This window comes from Streptomyces clavuligerus, from assembly GCF_005519465.1.
Lineage (GTDB): Bacteria > Actinomycetota > Actinomycetes > Streptomycetales > Streptomycetaceae > Streptomyces > Streptomyces clavuligerus.
Genome location: NZ_CP027858.1, coordinates 5,618,558 through 5,640,771, shown reverse-complemented (window position 1 = coordinate 5,640,771; position 22,214 = coordinate 5,618,558). Strand labels below are relative to the sequence as shown.

20 protein-coding genes and 1 tRNA gene are annotated in these 22,214 nt (G+C 73.9%); 7 read left to right on the top strand and 14 right to left on the bottom strand.

Annotation, left to right across the window (positions count from 1 at the left end):
- Positions 1-31: 31 nt before the first annotated feature.
- Complete coding sequence (locus CRV15_RS23805) at positions 32-820, bottom strand: SDR family NAD(P)-dependent oxidoreductase (protein ID WP_003958482.1); 789 nt, start codon at positions 818-820, stop codon at positions 32-34.
- A complete protein-coding gene (locus tag CRV15_RS23800) occupies positions 817-2,136 on the bottom strand; it encodes an enolase C-terminal domain-like protein (protein ID WP_003958483.1) in 1,320 nt (439 codons plus the stop codon). Before CRV15_RS23800 ends, CRV15_RS23805 begins: the two co-directional genes overlap by 4 nt.
- A gap of 452 nt (positions 2,137-2,588) precedes the next feature.
- On the opposite strand from CRV15_RS23800, the gene CRV15_RS23795 reads away from it, so the two are divergent.
- Positions 2,589-3,788: a PAC2 family protein gene (locus CRV15_RS23795; RefSeq protein ID WP_003959871.1), complete on the top strand. Its 1,200-nt coding sequence runs from the start codon at positions 2,589-2,591 to the stop codon at positions 3,786-3,788.
- A gap of 116 nt (positions 3,789-3,904) precedes the next feature.
- Here CRV15_RS23795 and mshC read toward each other — a convergent pair whose 3' ends face one another.
- The 4 genes from mshC to CRV15_RS23775 all read right to left on the bottom strand — a co-directional run bounded on the left by mshC (position 3,905) and on the right by CRV15_RS23775 (position 8,116).
- Complete coding sequence (gene mshC, locus CRV15_RS23790) at positions 3,905-5,134, bottom strand: cysteine--1-D-myo-inosityl 2-amino-2-deoxy-alpha-D-glucopyranoside ligase (protein WP_003959872.1); 1,230 nt, start codon at positions 5,132-5,134, stop codon at positions 3,905-3,907.
- 844 nt (positions 5,135-5,978) lie between these two features.
- Positions 5,979-6,800 (bottom strand): SCO1664 family protein, encoded by an 822-nt coding sequence (locus CRV15_RS23785; protein WP_044972154.1) that lies wholly within the window; start codon positions 6,798-6,800, stop codon positions 5,979-5,981.
- Entirely contained in the window at positions 6,764-7,354 is a 591-nt protein-coding gene (locus CRV15_RS23780; protein ID WP_003959874.1) for a DUF3090 domain-containing protein, read from the bottom strand. The genes CRV15_RS23785 and CRV15_RS23780 overlap by 37 nt, the downstream gene beginning before the upstream one ends.
- Positions 7,355-7,417: 63 nt before the next feature.
- Positions 7,418-8,116, bottom strand: coding sequence for a histidine phosphatase family protein (locus tag CRV15_RS23775; protein ID WP_003959875.1), 699 nt, complete (start codon positions 8,114-8,116; stop codon positions 7,418-7,420).
- A 96-nt stretch (positions 8,117-8,212) separates the two neighbouring features.
- Between CRV15_RS23775 and CRV15_RS23770 the strand changes: the two genes are divergently transcribed.
- Positions 8,213-9,217, top strand: a complete 1,005-nt coding sequence (locus CRV15_RS23770) for a magnesium and cobalt transport protein CorA (RefSeq protein ID WP_029182858.1) — start codon at positions 8,213-8,215, stop codon at positions 9,215-9,217.
- Positions 9,218-9,241: 24 nt separating this feature from the next.
- Here CRV15_RS23770 and CRV15_RS23765 read toward each other — a convergent pair whose 3' ends face one another.
- Together CRV15_RS23765 and CRV15_RS23760 are read right to left on the bottom strand one after the other, a co-directional pair.
- Positions 9,242-10,030: a ferritin-like domain-containing protein gene (locus CRV15_RS23765; protein ID WP_003959877.1), complete on the bottom strand. Its 789-nt coding sequence runs from the start codon at positions 10,028-10,030 to the stop codon at positions 9,242-9,244.
- A gap of 167 nt (positions 10,031-10,197) precedes the next feature.
- On the bottom strand, positions 10,198-11,247 hold the full coding sequence (locus tag CRV15_RS23760) for an LLM class F420-dependent oxidoreductase (protein ID WP_003959880.1): 1,050 nt from the start codon (positions 11,245-11,247) through the stop codon (positions 10,198-10,200).
- Positions 11,248-11,434: 187 nt separating this feature from the next.
- Here CRV15_RS23760 and CRV15_RS23755 point away from each other — a divergent pair, with 187 nt between their 5' ends.
- Entirely contained in the window at positions 11,435-12,415 is a 981-nt protein-coding gene (locus CRV15_RS23755) for an aldo/keto reductase (RefSeq protein WP_003959881.1), read from the top strand.
- On the top strand, positions 12,412-15,198 hold the full coding sequence (locus CRV15_RS23750; RefSeq protein WP_003959882.1) for a helix-hairpin-helix domain-containing protein: 2,787 nt from the start codon (positions 12,412-12,414) through the stop codon (positions 15,196-15,198). Before CRV15_RS23755 ends, CRV15_RS23750 begins: the two co-directional genes overlap by 4 nt.
- 101 nt (positions 15,199-15,299) lie before the next feature.
- Here CRV15_RS23750 and CRV15_RS23745 read toward each other — a convergent pair whose 3' ends face one another.
- Positions 15,300-16,085 (bottom strand): hypothetical protein, encoded by a 786-nt coding sequence (locus CRV15_RS23745; RefSeq protein WP_003959883.1) that lies wholly within the window; start codon positions 16,083-16,085, stop codon positions 15,300-15,302.
- A gap of 47 nt (positions 16,086-16,132) precedes the next feature.
- Between CRV15_RS23745 and CRV15_RS23740 the strand changes: the two genes are divergently transcribed.
- Complete coding sequence (locus CRV15_RS23740) at positions 16,133-16,321, top strand: DUF5703 family protein (RefSeq protein ID WP_003959884.1); 189 nt, start codon at positions 16,133-16,135, stop codon at positions 16,319-16,321.
- A 129-nt stretch (positions 16,322-16,450) separates the two neighbouring features.
- Here the strand turns inward: CRV15_RS23740 and CRV15_RS23735 are convergent, their stop codons facing one another.
- From CRV15_RS23735 to CRV15_RS23725, 3 genes are all read right to left on the bottom strand, one after another.
- Positions 16,451-17,251: a chaplin gene (locus CRV15_RS23735; protein WP_003959885.1), complete on the bottom strand. Its 801-nt coding sequence runs from the start codon at positions 17,249-17,251 to the stop codon at positions 16,451-16,453.
- Positions 17,252-17,387: 136 nt separating this feature from the next.
- Positions 17,388-17,621: a chaplin gene (locus CRV15_RS23730; RefSeq protein ID WP_003957548.1), complete on the bottom strand. Its 234-nt coding sequence runs from the start codon at positions 17,619-17,621 to the stop codon at positions 17,388-17,390.
- A 178-nt stretch (positions 17,622-17,799) separates the two neighbouring features.
- Positions 17,800-19,125, bottom strand: a complete 1,326-nt coding sequence (locus CRV15_RS23725; protein WP_003959886.1) for a M20/M25/M40 family metallo-hydrolase — start codon at positions 19,123-19,125, stop codon at positions 17,800-17,802.
- 226 nt (positions 19,126-19,351) lie between these two features.
- Between CRV15_RS23725 and CRV15_RS23720 the strand changes: the two genes are divergently transcribed.
- Together CRV15_RS23720 and CRV15_RS23715 are read left to right on the top strand one after the other, a co-directional pair.
- A tRNA-Leu gene (locus CRV15_RS23720) sits at positions 19,352-19,439 on the top strand.
- 64 nt (positions 19,440-19,503) lie between these two features.
- Positions 19,504-20,433 carry a pseudouridine synthase gene (locus CRV15_RS23715; RefSeq protein WP_003957546.1) on the top strand — a complete coding sequence of 310 codons (930 nt, stop codon included), beginning with the start codon at positions 19,504-19,506 and terminating at the stop codon, positions 20,431-20,433.
- On the opposite strand, the gene CRV15_RS23710 is transcribed toward CRV15_RS23715, so the two are convergent.
- Complete coding sequence (locus CRV15_RS23710; protein WP_003957545.1) at positions 20,417-21,046, bottom strand: MBL fold metallo-hydrolase; 630 nt, start codon at positions 21,044-21,046, stop codon at positions 20,417-20,419. The genes CRV15_RS23715 and CRV15_RS23710 overlap by 17 nt on opposite strands.
- Positions 21,046-22,131, bottom strand: coding sequence for an S-(hydroxymethyl)mycothiol dehydrogenase (locus CRV15_RS23705; RefSeq protein WP_003957543.1), 1,086 nt, complete (start codon positions 22,129-22,131; stop codon positions 21,046-21,048). The genes CRV15_RS23710 and CRV15_RS23705 overlap by 1 nt, the downstream gene beginning before the upstream one ends.
- Between the last annotated feature and the right edge of the window lie 83 nt (positions 22,132-22,214).

Sequence of the window (22,214 nt, the reverse complement as noted above, 5' to 3'; positions counted from 1 at the left end):
CCCTGGGGGGCGGTGGGGTCCGGGGCGGCCGTCACGCGGGGGGTCTGAGCCGCAGTCCCTGCATACCGCCGTCGACGGCGAGGGCCGTCCCGGTGACCGCGGCGGCGGCGGGCGAGGCGAGATAGGCGACCGCGGCGGCGACCTCGTCCGCGCCGACCAGCCGCCCGGTGGGCTGGCGGTTCTCCAGGGCGGCCCGTTCGGCGGCGGGGTCGTCGGCGAGATCCAGCAGCCGCGCGACCCAGGGGGTGTCGGCGGTGCCCGGGTTGACGCAGTTGACCCGGACGCCCTCCCGGACGTGGTCGGCGGCCATGGCGAGCGTGAGCGAGAGCACCGCGCCCTTGCTGGCGCTGTAGAGGGCCCGCTGCGGCAGCCCGGCGGTGGCGGCGATGGAGCAGGTGTGGGTGACGGACACGGCGCCGGGGCGCCCGGTGGCGGCGGCCCGCAGATGGGGCAGGGCGTGCCGGGCGACCCGGACCATCCCGAGCAGATTGACGTCGAGGACATGCCGCCATTCCTCGTCGTCGTTGTCGGTGACGGTGCCGACGGCGCCGATGCCCGCGTTGGAGACCACGGTGTGCAGTCCGCCGAAGGTCTCGGCGGCCCGGTCGACGGCGTGGCGGACGGCGTCGTCGTCGGTGACGTCGGCGGTGAGGGCGAGGGTGCCCCCGGGGGCGCCGGAGGTGTCCCGGTCGAGGACGGCGACCTGTGCGCCGCGGGCGGTGAGCAGCCGGGCGACGGCGGCGCCGATCCCGGAGGCGCCTCCGGTGACCAGGGCGCCGAGCCCGGCGAACTCCGGTGCCCCGGCCGGGGTTCCGGTCATGGCGTGGCCTCCTTCGCGGCCCGGCGGTCCCGCCAGACGGGCCCTTCGGGGAAGCGGTGCGCGGCGATCGACTCGGGGAGCATCCGGGCGGAGAAGCCGGGGGCCCGGGGGGCGACATAGCGGCCCCGGTCGACCACCACCGGGTCGGTGAAGTGTTCATGGAGGTGGTCGACGTACTCGATGACCCGATCCTCCCAGCTTCCGGAGACGGCCACATAGTCGAACATGGCCAGATGCTGGACGAGTTCGCACAGGCCGACACCGCCCGCATGAGGACAGACCGGGACACCGTACTTGGCGGCGAGCAGCAGGATCGCCAGGTTCTCGTTGACCCCGGCGACGCGGGCCGCGTCGATCTGGACGAAGTCCACGGCCCCGGCCTGGAGGAGCTGTTTGAAGACGACCCGGTTGGCGACGTGCTCCCCGGTGGCGACCTTGACGGGCTGGCCGCGGCGGACGGCGGCGTGGCCGAGGATGTCGTCGGGGCTGGTGGGTTCCTCGACCCAGTGCGGCCGGTAGGGGGCGAGGGCCCGCATCCAGCGGACGGCGTCGGCCACGTCCCAGCGCTGGTTGGCGTCGACGGCGATGCGCACCGAGGGGCCGACGGCGGCACGGGCGAGCCGCATCCGGCGCACGTCGTCGTCGATGTCCCCGCCGACCTTCAGCTTGATCTGGCCGAATCCGCTGGCGACGGCCTCCTTGGCGAGCCGGACGAGTTTCTCGTCGCTGTAGCCGATCCAGCCGGGGGACGTGGTGTACGCGGGGTAGCCCTCGGCGCGCAGCCGGGCCGCGCGGGCGGTGCGGCCGGGTTCGGCGGCGCGCAGCAGGGCCAGGGCTTCGTCCCGGGTGAGGACGTCGCTCAGGTAGCGGAAGTCGACGAGGGAGACCAGGTCCTCGGGGGACATGGTGGCGAGGAACTCCCAGACGGGCAGTCCGGCGTGGCGGGCGGCGAGATCCCAGGCGGCGTTGATCACGGCGCCCGCCGCCATGTGCATCACGCCCTTCTCGGGGCCGAGCCAGCGCAGTTGGGAGTCGTGGGTGAGGTCGGTGTGGAGGGCGGCGAGGGAGGCGGCGGCGACGGGCGCGGGGCGGCCGACGACATGGGGGCGCAGCGAGGCGATGGCCACGGCGGTGACATCGTTGCCACGGCCGATGGTGAAGCAGAGGCCGTGGCCCTCGGCTCCGTCGTCGGTGCCGATCACGACATAGGCGGCCGAGTAGTCGGGGTCGGGATTCATGGCGTCGGAGCCGTCGAGCTCTTCGGACGTGGGGAAGCGGATGTCGTGGACCTCGAACCGGGTGACGGTCGGACTCATGGGTTCACTCCCGAACGGTTCCGAGGGAAAGGACCACCGAAATCAACGGAATTCACCGAGAACGTCTGAGAACGCTGCGGGGTGCCTGGAGCAACGCTGGTATCGCTTGGTCATCCGATGTATAGCGCCGCCCTCTCGGTACCGTCCAGGGTTTTGCCGAAAATTCCGGACGGACAGCTCGGATGAATACAGAGGGCTTCTTCCCGGGGACATGCCGACGCCGGGAAGAGGGCACGGGTGAGGGAGGAAGCCGGGGGAAGCGGCGGAGAACCTGGGGAGGGGATGTGCGCGAAGGGAGCGGCGGGGTCCGCCCCGCCGGTGCCGGGGCAGGCCCCGCCGGGCTCGGGGCGCGGCCGGGAAGTTCACCCGCCCGTGCACGAGGGCTGCGGTGATGTGCCTGGTTAGCCGTAAGGTTGGGGCGTACGAGAGGGATCGTCGGAAGGAGGCACTGGGTGATCGAGCTCGCGGGGGTACCCGAGCTGATCGACCCGGTCATGGTGGCCGCGTTCGAGGGCTGGAACGACGCAGGCGACGCGGCCTCCACAGCGGTCGCGCACCTGGAACGGGAGTGGAAGGGCGAGGTGTTCGCGGCGCTCGACGCCGAGGACTACTACGACTTCCAGGTCAACCGGCCCACGGTGTGGCTGGACGGCGGAGTACGGAAGATCACCTGGCCGACGACACGGCTCTCCGTGGTCCGGGTCGGCGGTGATACGCCACGTGACCTGGTGCTGGTACGGGGCATAGAGCCCTCCATGCGCTGGCGCTCGTTCTGCAACGAGATCCTGGGGTTCGCCCATGAGCTGGGCGTGGAGATGGTGGTGATCCTGGGCGCGCTGCTCGGGGACACCCCGCACACCCGGCCGGTGCCGGTCAGCGGGATCACCTCCGACCCCGATCTGGCCAGAACGATGGATCTGGAGGAGACCCGCTACGAGGGGCCCACCGGGATCGTCGGCATCCTCCAGGAGGCGTGCACGCACGCCGGGGTGCCCGCGGTGAGCCTGTGGGCGGCGGTGCCGCACTATGTGTCGCAGCCGCCGAACCCCAAGGCGACGCTGGCGCTCCTCAACCGGCTGGAGGATCTGATCGGGCTGCGCATCCCGCTGGGTGAGCTGCCCGAGGACGCGCGGGCCTGGCAGCTCGGCGTCGATCAACTGGCCGCCGAGGACAGCGAGGTCGCGGAGTACGTCCAGACGCTGGAGGAGGCGCGGGACACCGCGGAGCTGCCCGAGGCGTCCGGCGAGGCGATCGCCCGCGAGTTCGAGCGGTATCTGCGGCGGCGGGACGGCGGACCGGGCGGGGACGGCGACAGCGGGAGCTTTCTGCGGGACAGCGGGCTGAACCGGCCCAAACCATCCCGGTCCGAGGCTCCCGGCACCCCGGAACCGTCGGGACCTGCGGAGCCTTCCGAGGCCGCGGACACGCCGGACACGACGGCTGCGGCCGACGCGGCGGACCAGGCGGCTCCGCCCGGGGGGAAGCCGTCCGGCCGCCCCGCGCGACGGAGACCGAAGTCCGCGGGCGGGCCGTCCGGCAAGGACCCGGCGCGCGACGGGGGCGACGGAGCCGACGAGGGCGGCCCGGACGGTACGGACGCCCGGGATGCCACGGGCCGCCCGGACGACGGCGGTCCGGCGCGGGACCAGTAGCGCGCGAGCCATGCAGCGGAGGGGGTGCCCATCGGGCACCCCCTCCGCTGTCGTCCCGTTCCTGGCCCCGTCCGGCCGGACGGGGCCAGGAACGGGTCAGCCGGTCCGGCGGCGGATCAGAGCGCGACGCCGAGCAGCGCGTCGACGGCCCGCGAGACCAGGCCGGGCGCGCCCTCGTCCGTACCGCCCCCGTCGTTCTGCCGGGCGGCCCAGCGGTCGACGGCGGCGAGCGCGGCCGGGGCGTCCAGATCGTCGGCCAGGGCCGTACGGATCTCCGCCAGCAGCGCGTCGGCCGGGGGCCCGTCGGGCCGGGAGACGGCGGCGCGCCAGCGGGCCAGCCGCTCCACCGCCTCCTGGAGGACGCCGTCGGTCCACTCCCAGTCCGCGCGGTAGTGGTGCGCGAGCAGGGCGAGCCTGATCGCGGCGGGATCGACCCCGTCCCGGCGCAGCGCCGAGACGAAGACCAGGTTCCCCCGCGACTTCGACATCTTCTCGCCGTGCAGGGCGACCATGCCCGCGTGGACGTACGCCTGGGCGAAGGGGTGCTCGCCGGTGAGCACCTGGGCGTGGGACGCCCCCATCTCGTGGTGCGGGAAGACGAGGTCGGAGCCGCCGCCCTGGACGTCGAAGCCCATCCCGAGGTGGTCGAGCGCGATGGCGACGCACTCGATGTGCCAGCCGGGCCGGCCCGGGCCGAGGCCGCCGCCGTCCCAGCTCGGCTCGCCCGAGCGGGCGGCCAGCCACAGCATCGGGTCGAGCGGGTTCTTCTTGCCGGGGCGCTCGGGGTCGCCGCCGCGCTCGGCGGAGAGCAGCCGCATGGCCGCCGCGTCGAGGTGGGAGACCTCGCCGAAGTGGGGGTCGGACTCGACGGAGAAGTAGATGTCGCCGTCGAGTTCATAGGCGGCCCCGGCGCCGAGGAGGCGCTCCACGAGCGGGACGATGCGCGGTATGGCCTCGACGGCGCCTATGTAGTGCTTCGGCGGGAGCATCCGCAGCGCGGTCATGTCCTCGCGGAAGAGCGCGGTCTCCCGCTCGGCGAGCCGGGTCCAGTCCTCCCCGTCGCGCAGGGCGCGCTCCAGGAGGGGGTCGTCGACGTCGGTGACGTTCTGGACGTAGTGAACCTGCCGCTTGGTGTCGAGCCACACGCGCTGCACGAGGTCGAACGCGTTGTAGGTCGCCGCGTGCCCCAGGTGGGTGGCGTCGTACGGCGTGATGCCGCAGACATAGATACGGGCGACGGGACCGGGCGTGAGCGTGATCGCTCCGCCGGTCGCGGTGTCGTGGATCTGGAGGTCGCGGCCCGTGCCGGGCAGGGCGGGGACCTCAGAAGCGGGCCAGGCATGCATGCATCGAGACTAACCGGACACGTGATCCACCCACGAACCGGATCGCGCCTCCAGACCGATTGTCCGCTCTTGTGGCTTCGGCGCCGGGGGGACGGGTGGCCGGGAAACGGAACACTCCGGGAGGAACAGGCCGAGCGGGTGCGGACCGGTCCAACAGAACTCGGGGGAGATGGCGGACATCTCGCCCGAACGGCGACGGCCGGAGACGGCGGGAGGCGGACCGGGGGCCGGGGTCGGGGCCAAAGCTCGGCCCCGGGGCCGGGAGCCCGCGCCGGGACCTCGGACCGGGGCCGGGGCATCGCGGGCCCCGGGGTCAGACGGGGGACCAGGGACCACGGCCGGAGCCGGACCGGGACCGGGGTCGAGCCGGGACCGAAGCGGTCCGCGCCCGGCTGCCCGACCGGGGCCGGGAATCACGCCCGGTTCCCGGACCGGGGGCCAGGGCATCGCACCCCGGGTCGGACCGGGCGCCAGGGACCACGGACCTGGGCCGCGCCCGGAGCTCGGCCCCGGGGGCTGGGAGCCCGCGCCGGGACCTCGGACCGGGACCGGAGGACCACGGCCGGGGCCGGGCCGGGGGCCAGGGCATCGCGGGCCCCGGGGTCAGACCGGGGACCAGGGACCCCGGCCGGGGTCGAGCCGGGGCCGGAGCGGTCCGCGCCCGGTTCCCGGACCTGGGCGGGGGAATCGATCCCGGGGTCAGACCGGGGGCCGGGGACCACGGCCGGAGCCAGACCGGGACCGGGGTCGAGCCGGGGCCGGAGCGGTCCGCGCCCGGCTGCCCGACCGGGGCCGGAGGCCCACGCCCGGTTCCCGGGCCTGGGCCGGGGAGTCGATCCCGGGATCAGACCGGGGGCCAGGGGATCGCGGGCCACTCGCCGGAGGGCTCCGGGTGGGTCCCGGCCGCCCGCAGGGCCCGCACCCGCTCGCGCACCGCGCCCACCTCCGCCGGGGTGAGCAGCCCGGCCAGCCGCTCCCCGAGCGGTCCGCCGTCGGCGAGCGCGGCGGACAGCCCCGCGAGGGCGGCCGGCGCCTCGGCGGGCAGGGGCTCCCCCGCCCAGCCCCACAGCAGGGTGCGCAGCTTGTCGTCCACGTGGAAGGTGACCCCGTGGTCGATCCCGTAGAGCCGGCCGCCGGACGCCGGCAGCAGATGGCCGCCCTTGCGGTCGCCGTTGTTGATCACGGCGTCCAGGACGGCGAGGCGCCGCAGCCGGGCGTCGTCGGCGTGGACGAGGAGAGCGGTGCGCCCCTCGCCCAGTTCGGCGGGGCCGACCGCCTTCCAGCCCTCCTCGGGCTCCTCGCCGTCGACCAGGGCGAGCAGGGTCACCGAGGGGTCGGCCTCGATCCAGAGCTGGACCATGCCCTCGCCGTAGGGGCCGTCCCGGAGCACCGTCGGGGGCACCAGATGCCAGCCGAGGGCCTCGGAGATCTCGTACGCGGCGACCTCGCGCCGGGCGAGGTTGCCGTCGGGGAAGTCCCACAGCGGGCGCTCGCCCGCGACCGGCTTGTAGACGCAGTGCGCCTCCTCGCCCGCGTGGGAGACGGAGCAGAACAGCACCGCGTTGGACGCCTCGCGGACCTGCCCGCGCACGGTCAGCTCGCCCCGGGCGAGCAGTTCCAGCGGAGCGGTCACACGCTCCGTCGGTATCCGTTCTGGCGCGGGCATACATGTCCTTCCGGATCGAGCGGCAGGCTGCACAGCGGGCACGGGGGCCGTCCGGCGTTCACCACGTCCAGGGCGCGCTTGGCGAAGGCGCGGGCCTGCGCCCCGGTGAGCCGTACCCGCAGCATCGGCGGGCCGTTCTCCTCGTCCTGGAGCAGCCGCTCCTCCGCCTCGGCCAGGTCCTCCTCGGACTCGGCGTCCAGCTCGACCAGTGCCTGAGCCTCGACGATCATGCGCTGTTCCTCGCCGTCCCAGGCCAGGGCCATGGTCCCGACGCGGAACTCCTCCTCGACGGGGGAGTCGAGCGGCGCGGTGTCCGCGATGTCGGCGGGCGCCACGGCGGGGACGGGAGCGTTGCCCCCGGTGCGGCGCACCACCTCGTCCAGCAGCTCGTCGATCCGCTCGGCCAACGCCGCGACCTGCGTCTTCTCCAGGGCGACACTGGTGGTCCGCCCGCCGGCGGACGCCTGGAGGAAGAACGTACGGCGGCCAGGCAGCCCCACCGTACCGGCGACGAACCGGTCCGGTGGGTCGTAGAGGAACACCTGACGGGACACGCTCTCTCCCTCAAGACTCGGGGACGACCTGCACAGCGCGCTCCACCCTACTGCGCCCGGCGATCACGGTGCGCCCGCTCCGCCCCCGACGACGGCGTCCCCGGTGTCCGTGCCCTGCTCGGGGCCGCCGCGCGGGGCGAGGTCGCCGAGATCGCCGGTGTCGCCGAGCCGCAGCAGGAAGGGGCGGGTGCGGGTGTAGCGGATCGCGGTGACGGAGCAGGGTTCCACATGGATGCGCTGGAAGAGGTCGAGGTGGAGTCCGATGGCGTCGGCCACGAGGGCCTTGATGACATCGCCGTGCGAGCACATGACGTAGACGGCGTCCTCGCCGTGGGCGGTCTCGACGCGCTCGTTCCAGTCGCGGACGGCGTCGACGGCACGGGCCTGCATGGCGCGCAGCGACTCGCCGCCGGGGAAGACGGCCGCCGAGGGGTGCTGCTGGACCACGGCCATCAGGGGTTCCCCGGAGAGTTCCCCGAGTTTGCGGCCGGACCAGTCGCCGTAGTGGCATTCGCCGATGCGGTCGTCGGTCCGCAGCGCGAGGTGCGGCCGGGCGTCCAGCAGGGGGGTGAGGGTCTGCACACAGCGTTCGAGGGGGCTGCTGACGGCGGCGGCGATCGGTACGCCGTCGAGGCGCCGGGGCAGTGCGGCGGCCTGGGCGGTGCCGCGCGCGTCGAGGTGGACTCCGGGGGTCCAGCCGGCGAGCACCCCGGCGGTGTTCGCGGTGGAGCGTCCGTGCCGTACGAGGATCAGGGTGGCCATGCCTGCCAGCGTAGGTCGTGCCGCCGCCGTCCCGGGGCCCGCCCGGGTCCGCGCTCCCCGCGCTCCGGCGTGCGCGGCCCCGCCGGGGGCGGGAGAATACGCCCTGTGATCGTGGATTGCGCCATGTACCGCGCCGGGCGCCGCACCGGGGTGCCCGACGATCTGTCGGACGCGCTCGCGGTCTGCCGCGGGCGCGGCGACACCTTTCTGTGGATCGGCACCCACGAGCCGACCGAGGACGAGTTCGCCCTCGTCACCTCCGAGTTCGGTCTGCACCGGCTGGCGGTCGAGGACGCGCTGCGGGCCCATCAGCGGCCCAAGCTGGAGGTGTACGACGGCTCGCTGTTCGTGGTGCTGAAGCCGGTGGTGTACGAACCGGAGGGCGACACGGTCACCTCCGGGGAGCTGATGCTGTTCATCGGCGACTCCTTCGTGGTGACGGTCCGGCACGGCGAGGGCGCTCCGCTGGCGGCGGTGCGGCGGCGTCTCGAGGCCGATCCCGGGGTGCTGCGGCACGGCCCGGCGGCGGTGCTGTACGCGGTGTGCGACGCGGTCGTGGACCACTACATCGAGGTGGCGGGGGAACTCCAGGAGGATCTGGAGGAGTTGGAGGAGTCGGTGTTCGCCCCGGCGGACGGCGGCTCGGGCCGGGCGGCGCGGCGCACGGCGGCGCGGATCTACGGTTTCAAGCGGCAGGTGCTGGAGTTCCGGCGGGCCGCCGGGCCGCTGGCGGAGCCGATGGCGCGGCTGGCGGGCGCCGCCGTGCCGTTCGTCCCGGAGCGGGCCCGGCTCTTCTTCCGTGATGTGGGCGACCATCTGACACGGGTGAACGAGCAGGTGGACGGCTTGGACCGGCTGCTGTCGGACATTCTGGCCGCCCATCTGGCGCAGCAGGGCGTCCAGCAGAACGACGACATGCGCAAGATCTCGGCCTGGGCGGCGATGGCGGCGGTGCCGACGATGGTGGCGGGGATCTACGGGATGAACTTCCGGTACATGCCGGAGCTGGACTGGGTGGGCGGCTATCCGGCGGTGCTGGTGCTGATGGTGGGCGTCGTGTACGGGCTCCACCGGCTGTTCAAACGGCGCGGCTGGCTCTGACGGCTCCCGGGCGGGGCCGCGGTGTCAGAGGGCGGCGGGGGCCGGGGCGGGCGGTCCGTCGAGGGCGCCGCGCCGCTCGGGCATGCTGAGGTCGATCATGCGGTGCCAGCCGCCGACGCGTTCGTACGCGTACATCCCGTGGATTCCGGCGGCGAGGGCGGCGGACTTGGCGCGGGGCCAGCGCAGCACCCGTCCGATATGGCCCATGACGGCGAGGCTCACCCCCCGGTAGACCTTGATCTCGGCGAGGGCGCTCTCGCGCAGCACCCGGTGGATGGCGCGGCCGTGGCCCCCGGCGGCGAGGCCGAGGAGTTCCTCGTGGCAGTAGGCGAGGTGGTTCTCCTCGTCGGCGCAGATCATCCGGATGGCGCGGCCGATCTCGGGGTGGTCCCCGAAGTGGCGCACCAGCATGTCCATCTGGTCCGCGGCACGCTGCTCGGTGACCCTGCTGTGGGAGAGATAGACGACGATGTCGTCCTCGGTGAGGGGTTCGTCGCGGCGGAGCTTGTCGTGGGCGAGGCCGATGCCCTGGCGCTCCAGGAGCATGGTGTAGTCGGTCTCGGGCGGTACGGGGACGGGGTCGAGTCCGCGCCTGCGCAGCAGGGCGTTGAAGATCCGGCCGTGTTTGTCCTCGTCGGCTCCGTGCCGGGCGATCTTCGGGGCGAGGACCCGCATGCGCTCGGGGACGAGGGCGGCGATCCGGCCGTTCTCCCAGCCGCCCTGGGCCTCTCCGCTGGCGGCGATGGAGCAGAAGAGCTGGAAGGCGTTGTCGTCGTCGACGATTTCCTGGAAAAGGCTGCGGGCCGAGAGCATCACTGCCACCTCCTGAGGACATCCCGGGACGAGTCAACTGCCGCGGGGTGGACCGGGCAACAGCTCGACGCGGTAAACGCCGCCGAATGGGGTAATCGGCGCTCAGCGGGATATCCCGTATCCGGTGGGGACGGGAGGCGCGCTCCCGTCCCCACCGGAAGCGGAGGTCAGGCGACCCCGGCGCGCTCCAGGGCGTCGACCCCGATCCGGAGCGCGGAGATCCGCTCCTCCTTGGTGAACCCGGCGGGCGCGAGGGTCAGTGTGGTGACCCCGGCCGCGGCATAGGCCCGCATGCCGTCGGCGATCCGGTCCACCCCGCCGAGCAGGGTGGTGGACTCGATCAGCTCCTGCGGCACGGCCGCCGCGGCCCCGTCCTTGTCGCCGGAGAGGTACTTGTCCTGGATCTCGGCGGCGGCCTTCTCGTACCCCATGCGCCGGGCGAGCTGGTTGTAGAAGTTCTGCTTCCGGCTGCCCATCCCGCCGACGTACAGGGCGGTGTACGGGCGGAACAGGTCGGCGAGCGCGGTGACGTCGTCACCGACCGCCAGCGGCACCGTCGGGCAGACGTCGAAGCCCTCCATCGTCAGACCGGCCTTCTCGCGGCCCGAGCGGATGTGGCTCAGCGCGGTGGCCTCCAGATGCGCGGCGGCCGGGAAGATCAGCAGGGCGCCGTCGGCGATCTCGCCGGTCTGCTCCAGGTTCTTGGGGCCGATGGCGGCGATGTAGAGCGGGATGTGCTCGCGCTGGGGGTGGACGGTGAGCTTGAGGGGCTTGCCGGGGCCGTCGGGCAGCGGCAGGGTCCAGTGCTCGCCCTGGTGGCTGACGCGTTCGCGGCTCATGGCGCTGCGGACGATCTCGACGTACTCGCGGGTGCGGGCGAGCGGCTTGTCGAACTTCACCCCGTACCAGCCCTCGGAGACCTGGGGGCCGGAGACCCCGAGACCGAGCCGGAAGCGCCCGCCGGAGAGGGAGTCGAGGGTGGCCGCGGTCATGGCGGTCATCGTGGGCTGGCGGGCCGGGATCTGGAGGATCGCGGAGCCGACGTCGATGCGCTCGGTCCGGGCCGCCACCCAGGCGAGGACGGTGGGGGCGTCGGAGCCGTACGCCTCCGCCGCCCAGCAGACGTCGTAGCCGAGCCTGTCGGCTTCCTGCGCGACGGCGAGATTGTCGCCGTCCATCCCCGCGCCCCAGTAGCCGAGGTTGATGCCGAGCCGCATGACCGCTCCCCTTACTCATCAGTAACGTCGGTGTTCCCGGGAGCCTAACGCGGTGAGGGGCCATTCGTCAGCGGTCAGTGGCGGGGCACACGCCCGGATGTCCGGACCCGGACGCCGGGAACGGGCCCCGCCGGGGTTGTCCACAGGCCCTTAGCCGGTGGAGCCGCGGCCAGTAGTCTCAGCGCTCATGGAGCAGAGGCATCTCGGCCGGACCGGCCTGCGCGTGTCCCGGATCGGACTCGGCACCCTCACCTGGGGACGGGACACCGATGAGCATGACGCGGCGGAGCAGCTGAAGGTGTTCTGGGAGGCGGGCGGGACGCTCGTCGACACCGCCGACGTGTACGCGGGCGGGGACGCCGAATACGTCCTCGGGCAGCTCCTGGAGCGGCTGGTGCCGCGCCGGGATCTGGTCATATCCACCAAGGCGGGCAGTGTGCCCGACCCCGACCGCCGGTTCGACGGCTCCCGCGGGCATCTGCTCGCGGCGCTGGACGACTCGCTGGCCCGGCTCGGGACCGACCACGTCGACCTCTGGCAGATCCACGGCTTCGACCACGGGACCCCGCTGGAGGAGACCCTTCAGGCGCTGGACACGGCCGTGAGCAGCGGGCGGGCCCGGTACGCGGGGGTGTCCGGCTACTGCGGCTGGCAGCTCGCCAAGGCGGCGACCTGGCAGCTCGCCGCGCCGGGCCGGGCCCGGCTGGCGGGTACCCAGCTGGAGTACTCGCTCCTCCAGCGCGGGGTGGAGCGGGAGGTGCTGCCCGCCGCGCTGGATCTGGGGATCGGGCTGCTGCCGTCGTCCCCGCTGGGGCGCGGGGTGCTGACGGGGAAGTACCGGCACGGCGTCCCGGCGGACTCCCGCGGGGCCTCGGACCTGCTCGCGCCGTTCGTGGAGCCGTATCTCGACGAGACCGCCACCGGGATCGTCGACGCGGTGGCGACGGCGGCTGACGGGCTCGCGACCAGCGCGCTCCAGGTGGCGCTGGCCTGGGTGCGGGACCGGCCCGGGGTGGTCGCCCCGATCGTCGGCGCGCGCGACGCGCGGCAGCTCGCCGCGGCGATGTCAGTGGAGGCGCTTACGCTTCCTGACGAGATCTGCCGGGCGCTCGACGATGTGTCGGCGCCCGTGCACCGCTATCCCGATCACGACTGGAGCACGCTGTGACCGCGTCTTCCCGGGGGCCGCGCCCCGAACCCCCGGCTGCCGCCACCGACGGGAGCCCGACGCCCACCGCGTCCCCGTCGCCGGACCCGGCCTCCGTGTCCATCACGTCCACCGCCGGGGCGGAAGCACCCGTGCCGGTGTCCGTGTCCGGAGGGGCGGGCGCGGACGCCCGGGACCACGCCGGCGGCGGAGCGAGGGCGGAGGACCGGGCCTCCGACGACACCACCGGCGCGGCTTCTGCCGTCGCCCCCGGGGCCGAACGGGAGGCGACCGGCGCGCCCGCCGCCGACGGGCCGTCCCCGGACCCGGGCCCCCACGGCGGGACACAGGAAACCAGCGGTACCGGGGACGACCCCCACGGAACGGAGAACGCGTCCCGCCCGGCAGCCGCCGAAGGAGACTCCGGCGACGGCACGGGCCCGGCAGGAGACACGGCACCGGGCCCGGACACCGGCACCGGGACGCCACGGACGGACCGGCAGCAGGAGACTGCCGGTACCGGTACCGAGGACGACTCCTCCGGCGGGACGGGCGGTGGCTCACCGGATGCCCCTGCGGCGGCGGCCGACGACAGCGGCACGGTGCCCGCGCCCCGGGCGGAAGGGGACACGGCCGGAGCCCCCGCCACCGGCGGACCGTCCCCGGACCCGGGCGCGCGCACCCACGATCAGGGCGCCGACGCCGAGGAGCAGCAGGCCCCGTCCGGGCAGGAGGCCGGGGCGGGCGAGGGCGCCCGGGAGGGTCGGGCCGGGGAGCTGTCGGAGGCTCAGGCGGAGCTGGCGGCGCAGCGGGAGGTGCGGGAGCGGATCGAGCGGCGGAAGGCCGAGCGGCAGGGTCCGGTCGTGAGCGGGGGCGGACTGAGCGGCACGGCCGCCGATCTGCTGGCGGCGGTCCGGGCGGTGGAGAGCGGGGAGAAGTCCGGCAACGCCTTCTACGCCCCCGCCCCGGCTCCCGTCCGCCCCGCGGCCCCGGCGGCCGGGGAACCCCGTACCGCTCCGGCACCGGCACCGGCACCGGCACCGGCACCGAACGAGGCGCCCGCGCTCCGGCCTCCGGCGGCCCTTCGGGAGGTTCCGCCGGAGGCCGTCGCTGCGGTCCGGGCGGTGCTCGTCGAGGGCGGCGCGCCCGAGGCGTTCGCGGTCCGGTGCCTGGACGTGCTCGGGGAGCAGGCCGCCGATCTGCTGCGCCAGGACCCGTGGCGGCTGCTGTCCGTCCCGGGGGTGCGGCCGGAGCAGGCCGACGGGTTCGCCCGGGCCCTGCTCGGGGACGCCTGCGGTCCGGGGGACGAGCGGCGGACGGCGGCCCTGGTGGTCTGGCGGCTGGAGGGCGCGGCCCTGGAGGGACACACGGCGCTGGAGGCGTCCGTGCTGCGCGCGGCGCTGGCCGAGCGGCGGGTGCCGGACCCGGACGGCGCGCTCCAGCAGACGATCGCGGAGGGCGTGGTGCTGGTGTTCCAGGACGGCGCCGAGGACGACGAGGGCGACGGAGCGGGCACGGACGCCGAGGACGGCGACGGGGCCGCGGCCGACGGGGAGGGCGGCGCGGACACCGCGGGGCCGGTCCTGCTGGGGCTCGACCGGTACGCGCTCGCGGAGGAGAGCCTCGCCGACGGACTGGCCCGGCTCGCCCGCTCCGGCGCGGACGCCCGCTGGGAGGCCGCCGCCCCCGAAGGGCTGGCCCGCGCGGTCGCGGCGAGCGGTCTGGTCGTCCACACCGGCGGCGAGGCCGCCCGGGCCGAGCCGGTGGCACTCGCCGGGGCCGCCGCCGGTCTCGGTCTGCGGTCCGTGGTCGCCGTCCACGGCGAGCACGGCCGCCGGGGCCTGGGCCCGGCGGCGGTCACCGTCGGCGGGCTGCTCTCGGGCGCGCAGGGGCCGGGCCGCGACGAGGACGGCGCGCTGGCGCTCGATCTGCTGGTGGTGCTCGACGCCCAGCTCTTCGATGTGGAGACGGCGGCGATGCTGGTGGAGTCGCTGCCGGACGGTGGACGGCTGCTGCTCAGCGGTGACCCGGGACAGCTCGGCGCGGTGGGCGCGGGCCGGGTCTTCGGCGATCTGCTGGGCGCCGCGGTGTGCCCCCGGGTGGCCTCCCGTACACCGGACCCCGGCCCGATCGGCGAGCTGGTGTCGGGCATCGGCATCGGCGAGCTGAACCGGGTGGAGGCCCCGGGCAAGGAGGTCGTCGTCGTGCCCGTGGGCGACGCGGGCGAGGCCGTGCACCGGACGGTGCAGCTCGTCGCGGACTCGGTGCCCCGCGCGATCGGGGTCCCGGTCGAGCAGACGCAGGTGATCACGGTGGGCCATGGTGGTGCGGCGGGCACCCGCGCGCTGAACGCGGCGCTGAAGCAGCGGCTGAATCCGGGGCCGGGCCGGTTCGCCGGTTTCGACCCGGGCGACCGGGTCGCCCACTCCCCCGCGCCCGGCCGCACCGTGCCCGGGACAGTGGTCTCGGCGGACGCGGCGGGCCTCCATCTGGATTGCGCGGGCGAACGGGTCACGGTCCCGAGGGAGCGGGTGGCGTCCGCCCTCCGCCACGGCTGGGCGCTCACGGCGCACCAGGCGATGGGCGTGCGCTGGCCCGCGGCGGTCGTGGTGCTGCCCGGGGACGCCGTGGGCGGGCTGAGCCGTCCGTGGGTCTACACGGCGTTCAGCCGGGGCGAGCGCCATCTATCCGTGGTCCACGGCGCCGATCAGGCGCTGCCCCGCGCGGTCGCGGGCATTCCGGCGCAGCCGTGCACGACGCGGCTGCGGGGCCTGCTGACGGCTCTGCTCGCGCCGGCCGACTGAGAGCGGGCGGGCCATCCACGCCGGGAGACAGCCGGGGGACAGGAGAAAGGCCCGCCCCACGCGGGGGCGGGCCTGAGCGGCCGGGCGGCGGGTCCGGGAGGTCAGTCCCCGGGGCGGGACGGGGCGGCGGCGCGCCCCCCGCCCGCCTCGTCGCCGGGGTCCTCGTCGCCGGGGTCCTCCGCACCGGGGTCGAGGTCGGCGTCCTCCGTCTCGTCGATCTCCGTCCCGTCGTCGTCGAGGTCGGCGCCGTCCTCGTCGGCGTACCCGTCCTCCTCCTCGTCGAAGACGGAGCTGACGTCGTACCGGATCACGACCCGCTGCGGGTCCGTCTGGTCGAACGGCGCGTTGAGCCACTCCCCCGGCTCCGGCAGTTCGTCCAGCGCGGAGATCCAGAGCGTGGAGTCGCCCTCCTCCAGGCCGAATTCCTTGTGCCGGGAGGAGATCTCGTCGGGCTCGTACTCACCGAAGACGAGCCCGAGCGCCGCGTGCACGCCGGTACGGGCCGCACGGCCGCGCTCCGGGGAGTCCTCGTCGGGGTCGAGGTCGGCGATGCGGCGGGCCTGGGCGAGAAGGCGTGCCGGTTCCACGACGGCGTAGTCCCGGCGGATCAGCACACTGAGGGCGCTCGGTTCCTCCGGGCCCGCGTAGGGCGGCAGGGACTCGTCCACGCCCGGGATCTCGAAGGGGGTGACCTCGTCGTAGCGGTCGTACAGGCGCTCGTCGTAGGTCTCCGCCGCGACGGCCAGGGCGTTGAACGCGTCATAGACGGCCGGGTCGTCCTCTCCCGTGCGGTTCTCGACCGCCGCCAGGTGGCGGTCCAGTGCGGCTTTGACCGCCTCGGCGGCGGCACGTACCTCGGCGGCGGTGGGCGGCGCAGCATCAGACATAGTGCAGACGCTATCCGTACCGGGCCGGTGCCCGCACAATAGATGCGATGCCGGAATACGAATTTGTCGACGTGTACGTGCCCCGCGGGGTCTCCCGAGCCGAGACGGCACGCCTGCTGACCGACCACGCCGAGTACGGCCACTGGGAGTTGGACCGGCTGAGCCTGCGCAGGGACGGCAGCCGCCGGGTCCGGCTGCGGCGGCGGATCATCCGCCAGTTGCGCGCCACCTGGTGATCCCCGCGTCCCCCTGACGGCGCCCCGGCCCCGGCCCGGCATACGGGAAGCGGGCCCCGTCGCACGGGACCCGCTTCGAGGTGTACCGGGACGTCGACGCGTCCCGGTGGTGGTGCGTACCGGTGCCGACTACTGCGCCGAGGCGCGGGCGCGGCGGTACAGGACCGCTCCCGCGAGCAGCATTCCGGCGCCGACCGGGGCGATCAGGCCGAGGGAGCCCGCTCCGGTCTCGGCGAGCTGAGCCGTGGGCTCGTTGGGCTCTCCTGGTTCCGTGGGGGTGGGCCCACCCGGCTGCACGGGGTTGCCGGGCTCCTGGGGGGGCTTGGGCGGCGCGGGCGGCTTGACTGGAGTGGTCGGCGGCTTGACCGGCGGCTCCGTCGGGGGCTTGACCGGCGGGGTCGGCGGCTTCACCGGCGGGGGAGGCGGCGGCGTCGCGGCCGACTCGTTGACGCACTCGTTGCCGAACGCGGGGTTCAGGACCCCGCCCGCGTCGACGCTGTTGCCGCAGGCGTTGACCGGTACCTCGACGGGCACCTGGACGACGTTGCCCGAGCCGACACCCGGGGAGTTCGCCGCCACACCGGTGGCCTGGGCTCCGCCGCCCTGCTCGGCCACGGGCGGAAGCCCTCCGGGAGTACCGCCGGGCCCCTGGCCCGGACCGCCGACCGGCGGCGCGGCCGGGCCGCTGGACTCGTTGACGCAGTTGTTGCCGAACGTGGGGTTCAGCAGACCGACGACGTTCACCGAGTTGCCGCAGACGTTGACGGGAACGCTCACCGGCACCTGGACGGCGTTCCCGGAGGCGACGCCGGGAGATCCCACGGCCGCCCCGGACGCGCCGGAACCGGCGTGCGCGTATCCCCCGCCGAGCGCGAGCGCTCCGCCCGCTGCCGCGATGGTGATCAGGCCCTTTCGCGTGACCTGTCGCATAGCTGTTGTCCTGCCTTCTCACAGGCCTCCGGGCGCTCTGCCCGGGAGCGGAAAATGCCGGGCGGCCCCAGAGTGCCTGGCACGCACTCGGGACCGCCCGGGTCAAAACCCGGACCCAAAGGGTCGAGTCACCACATCACGCGTTGACGCAGGTGTTGCCGAAGGCGGGGTTGAGCAGCGCGATGACGTCGATCGTGTTGCCGCAGACGTTCACCGGCACATGGACCGGGACCTGCACGACGTTGCCCGAGATGACACCGGGGGAGCCGACCGCGGCCCCCTGGGCGCCTGCGTCGGCCAGAGCGACGCCCGCACCCGCGAGCACCATGCTCCCCGTGGCAGCCGCGACCGCGACGACCTTCTTGATCATTTGTTCCTCCTAGTTGGCACTGCGGCCCCAGCCACGGGCCGCAACACCTGTAACGAAGGAGGCGGAACAGGGCTACGAGCCCGGTGTTCCTTTCACTCTTTTCAGTAAGCCACGCACATAGTGACGATTATGGGAGTGTCCTTTCGGACGGACGGGCCGGACATCACCCGATCCGGTCTCAGCACTGGTCGATGAACCGGTCAAGCACGCGCACACCGAACTTCAGACCGTCGACCGGGACCCGCTCGTCCACACCGTGGAACATCCCTGCGAAGTCCAGCTCGGGCGGGAGCTTCAGCGGGGCGAAGCCGAAGCAGCGGATGCCGAGGTCGTCGAAGGACTTGGCGTCGGTGCCCCCGGAGAGCATGTAGGGGACCGCCCGGGCGATGGGGTCCTCGGCCCGCAGCGCGCTCTGCATGGCGTCCACCAGGCCGCCGTCGAAGCTGGTCTCCAGCGCCTTGTCGGTGTGGACGTCCTCGCGCCGGACCCGGGGCCCGAGCAGCCGGTCCAGGTCGGCCAGGAACTCCTCCTCGTACCCCGGCAGAAAGCGCCCGTCGACATGGGCGGTGGCCTGTCCGGGGATCACATTGACCTTGTATCCGGCGCCGAGCATGGTGGGCGCGGCGGAGTTGCGCAGGGTGGCGCCGATCATCTTGGCGATGCCGCCCAGCTTGGCGAGGGTGGCGTCCATGTCCTCCGGGTCCAGCGGGGTGCCGAGCGCGTCGGACAGCTCGTCCAGGAAGGACCGCACGGTCTTGGTCATCCGGACCGGCCAGCGGTGGCGGCCGACCCGGCCGACGGCCTCGCACAGCTCGGTGATGGCGTTGTCGTCGTTGGTCATGGAGCCGTGTCCGGCGGTGCCGTCCACGGTGAGCCGCATCCAGTGCATGCCCTTCTGCGCCGTCTCCACGAGATACAGCCGCAGATTCTCGTTGACGGTGAAGGAGAAGCCGCCGACCTCGCCGATGGCCTCGGTGACACCCTCGAAGAGCCCGGGGTGCTTCTCGACCAGGTAGCGGGCCCCGTAGGTGCCGCCGGCCTCCTCGTCGGCGAGGAAGGCGAGGACGATGTCGCGCGGGGGCTTGCGCCCGCTGCGCAGCCGGTCCCGCACGACGGCGAGCGTCATGGCGTCCATGTCCTTCATGTCGACGGCGCCCCGGCCCCAGACGCAGCCGTCGGCGATCTCGCCCGAGAAGGGGTGGTGGGTCCAGTCCTCGGCGTTGGCGGGGACGACGTCGGTGTGCCCGTGGATGAGCAGCGCGGGCCGCGAGGGGTCCTCCCCCTCGATCCGGGCGACGGTCGAGGCCCTGCCCTTGTGGGATTCGAGGATCTGCGGTTCGAGCCCGACCTCGGCCAGCTTCTCGGCGACGTACTCCGCCGCCGCGCGCTCCCCCGGCCCCGAGTGGTCGCCGTAGTTGCTGGTGTCGATCCGGATCAGCTCACGGCAGAGGTCGACGACCTCGTCCTCGCCCGAGACGGCACGGGCCGCATTCGACTCGCTCACGCTGTTTCCTCCCGCTGTCGCTGCTGTCTTTCGCGGCCCATCCTCCCCCGCCCCGCCCCGGACCCCAAGAGCCGGTGCCGGGCCCCACCCGGCACTCACACCACCGGCCCGTCCGCCCCGCCCGCCCGAGGGCCGGGGCGGGAACCGGGGGTGTGATCGGGGGCCGCGAATGTTTGCTATGGTTTTCCTCGTCGGAACGGCCCAGCGGGCCGGGAGGACACACCCGGTCCGGGTGGCGGAATGGCAGACGCGCTAGCTTGAGGTGCTAGTGCCCTTTATCGGGCGTGGGGGTTCAAGTCCCCCCTCGGACACCAGCGAAAACCCCAGTTGATCTGGGGTTTTTCTGTTTTTGGGGTGGTCTGTTCCTAGAGTGGTCCGGTGAGACGCAGACACCACTCCCCGCCGCCCTCCCCGCTCGCCCAGCGGCAGGGGGTGGACCCCGTACGGGTCCGGCTGCCACAGGACCCGGAGGGGGCGTGGCCGACGGTGTACGCGCATTTCGTGGCGCGGTACGGCGGGGCGATCGGGGCGGCGCGGGTCGGGGAGTTGTTCGCGGAGGGGCGGATCGTCTCGGTGGACGGGGTCGTCGCGGCGGACGAACCGTATGCGGCGGGGCGGTATCTCTGGTTCCACCGGGACTTCGCGCCCGAGCCGCGGGTGCCGTTCGAGATCAGGATCGTGCACCGGGACGCGCGGCTCCTCGTGGTGGACAAGCCGCATTTCCTGGCGACCACTCCGCGCGGCTCGCACATCACCGAGACGGCGGTGGCGCGGCTGCGGCACGGGCTGGGGCTGCCGCTGCTCCAGCCCGCGCACCGGCTGGACCGGCTGACGGCGGGTCTGGTGCTCTTCGTGGTGCGGCCCGAGGACCGGGGGGCGTACCAGACGCTGTTCCGGGACCGCGGGGTGCGCAAGGAGTACGAGGCGGTCGCGGCGTACGACCCGGCGGTGGAACTGCCGCGGACGGTGCGGAGCCGGATCGTGAAGGAGCGCGGGGTGCTGGCCGCGCGGGAGGTGCCGGGCGAGCCGAACAGCGAGACCCGGATCGAGCTGCTGGAGCACCGGGGCGGGCTCGGGCGCTACCGGCTGCTGCCCGCGACGGGGCAGACCCATCAGCTGCGGGTGCACATGAGCGGGCTCGGGCTGCCGATCCTGCACGACCCGGTCTATCCGGTGGTGCGCGCGGACGGGCCGGAGGACTTCGGGCGGCCGTTGTCGCTGCTGGCGCGGACGCTGGAGTTCACCGACCCGTTCACGGGCGCTTCGAGACGGTTCGAGAGCCGGCTGCGGCTCAGTGGCCCCGTCTGATCCACTCCGCCAGGTGGGGTGCCTCGTCGCCGATGGTGGTCGGGTCGCCGTGGCCGGTGCGGACGACGGTCTCCGGCGGCAGGGTGAGCAGCCGGTCGCGGATCGACCCGACGATCGTCGGGAAGTGGGAGAAGGACCGTCCGGTGGCGCCGGGGCCGCCCTGGAAGAGGGTGTCGCCGGAGAAGACCGTGGCGAGGGCGGGGGCGTACAGGCAGACGGCGCCGGGGGCGTGCCCCGGGGTGTGCAGGACCGTCAGCGCGGTGCCGCCGACGGTGAGGACCTGGCCGTCGGCCAGTTCGCCGTCGGGGGCCCGGTCGGGGTGGGTCTGCCGCCACAGCGGCAGGTCGTCGGGGTGGAGCAGGACGGGCGCGCCGGTGGCGTCGGCGAGCGCGGGGGCCGCGTCGATGTGGTCGTTGTGGGCGTGGGTGCAGACGATCGCGCGGAGGGTACGGCCGCCGAGCGCGGTCCCGATGGCCGCGGCGTCGTGGGCGGCGTCGATGACGATCGCCTCGGAGTCGTCGCCGACGATCCAGACATTGTTCTCGACGTCCCAGGTGCCGCCGTCGAGGGAGAAGGTCCCGGCGGTGATCAGCCGGTCGATGCGGATGGTCATCAGAACCGCACCACCGAACGGATGACGTCGCCCTCGTGCATCCGGGCGAACGCCTGCTCGACGTCGCCGAGGCCGATCTCCTCGGTGACGAAGGCGCCGAGGTCGATACGGCCCTGCTGGTGGAGGTCGATGAGCATCGGGAAGTCGCGGGACGGCAGACAGTCCCCGTACCAGGAGGACTTGAGCGAGCCGCCGCGGCCGAAGACGTCGAGGAGCGGCAGTTCGAGCTTCATCTCGGGGGTGGGGACGCCGACGAGGACGACGGTGCCCGCGAGGTCGCGGGCGTAGAACGCCTGGCGGTAGGTCTCGGGGCGGCCGACGGCCTCGATGACGACATCGGCGCCGAAGCCTCCGGTGAGGTCACGGATGGCTTCCACGGGGTCGGTGGTGCGGGAGTTGACGGTGTGGGTGGCGCCCATCGCCTTCGCCGTCTCCAGCTTGCGGTCGTCGATGTCGACGGCGATGATCCGGGCCGCGCCCGCCAGCCGGGAGCCGACGACGGCCGCGTCACCGACGCCGCCGCAGCCGATGACGGCGACCGAGTCGCCGCGGCCGACCTGTCCGGTGTTGATGGCGGCGCCGATGCCCGCCATGACGCCGCAGCCGAGGAGGCCCGCGACGGAGGGGGCGACCTCGGGGTCCACCTTGGTGCACTGGCCCGCGGCGACCAGGGTCTTCTCGGCGAAGGCCCCGATGCCGAGCGCGGGCGACAGCTCCGTGCCGTCGGTCAGCGTCATCCGCTGCCGGGCGTTGTGGGTGTCGAAGCAGTACCAGGGGCGACCGCGCAGACAGGCCCGGCAGCGGCCGCAGACCGCGCGCCAGTTGAGGATGACGAAGTCCCCTGGCTCCACCTCGGTGACACCGGGGCCGACGGCCTCGACGACCCCCGCGGCCTCATGGCCGAGGAGGAAGGGGAAGTCGTCGCTGATCCCTCCCTGCTTGTAGTGGAGATCGGTGTGGCAGACCCCGCACGCCTGCACCGCGACCACGGCCTCGCCGGGTCCGGGGTCGGGGACGACGATCGTCTCCACCCGTACCGGTTCGTCCCGGCCGGGCGCGACCACACCGAGCACCTGCTGCACCATCGTTTACCTGCCCTTCTTCGTCCATCTCTCGACGACCACTATGGCGCGTGGGCTGTCACGCCGCCGCGCCGCGGTGGCTGGGA

Coding starts and splice junctions, on each gene's coding strand:
- mshC (WP_003959872.1), bottom strand. CDS start 5,134: ATGCATGCCTGGCCCGCTTCTGAGGTCCCCGCCCTGCCCGGCACGGGC.
- CRV15_RS23705 (WP_003957543.1), bottom strand. CDS start 22,131: ATGGTGCAGCAGGTGCTCGGTGTGGTCGCGCCCGGCCGGGACGAACCG.
- CRV15_RS23730 (WP_003957548.1), bottom strand. CDS start 17,621: ATGATCAAGAAGGTCGTCGCGGTCGCGGCTGCCACGGGGAGCATGGTG.
- CRV15_RS23745 (WP_003959883.1), bottom strand. CDS start 16,085: ATGTCTGATGCTGCGCCGCCCACCGCCGCCGAGGTACGTGCCGCCGCC.
- CRV15_RS23760 (WP_003959880.1), bottom strand. CDS start 11,247: ATGCGGCTCGGCATCAACCTCGGCTACTGGGGCGCGGGGATGGACGGC.
- CRV15_RS23800 (WP_003958483.1), bottom strand. CDS start 2,136: ATGAGTCCGACCGTCACCCGGTTCGAGGTCCACGACATCCGCTTCCCC.
- CRV15_RS23785 (WP_044972154.1), bottom strand. CDS start 6,800: ATGCCCGCGCCAGAACGGATACCGACGGAGCGTGTGACCGCTCCGCTG.
- CRV15_RS23775 (WP_003959875.1), bottom strand. CDS start 8,116: ATGGCCACCCTGATCCTCGTACGGCACGGACGCTCCACCGCGAACACC.
- CRV15_RS23735 (WP_003959885.1), bottom strand. CDS start 17,251: ATGCGACAGGTCACGCGAAAGGGCCTGATCACCATCGCGGCAGCGGGC.
- CRV15_RS23765 (WP_003959877.1), bottom strand. CDS start 10,030: ATGCTCTCGGCCCGCAGCCTTTTCCAGGAAATCGTCGACGACGACAAC.
- CRV15_RS23740 (WP_003959884.1), top strand. CDS start 16,133: ATGCCGGAATACGAATTTGTCGACGTGTACGTGCCCCGCGGGGTCTCC.
- CRV15_RS23805 (WP_003958482.1), bottom strand. CDS start 820: ATGACCGGAACCCCGGCCGGGGCACCGGAGTTCGCCGGGCTCGGCGCC.
- CRV15_RS23755 (WP_003959881.1), top strand. CDS start 11,435: ATGGAGCAGAGGCATCTCGGCCGGACCGGCCTGCGCGTGTCCCGGATC.
- CRV15_RS23710 (WP_003957545.1), bottom strand. CDS start 21,046: ATGACCATCCGCATCGACCGGCTGATCACCGCCGGGACCTTCTCCCTC.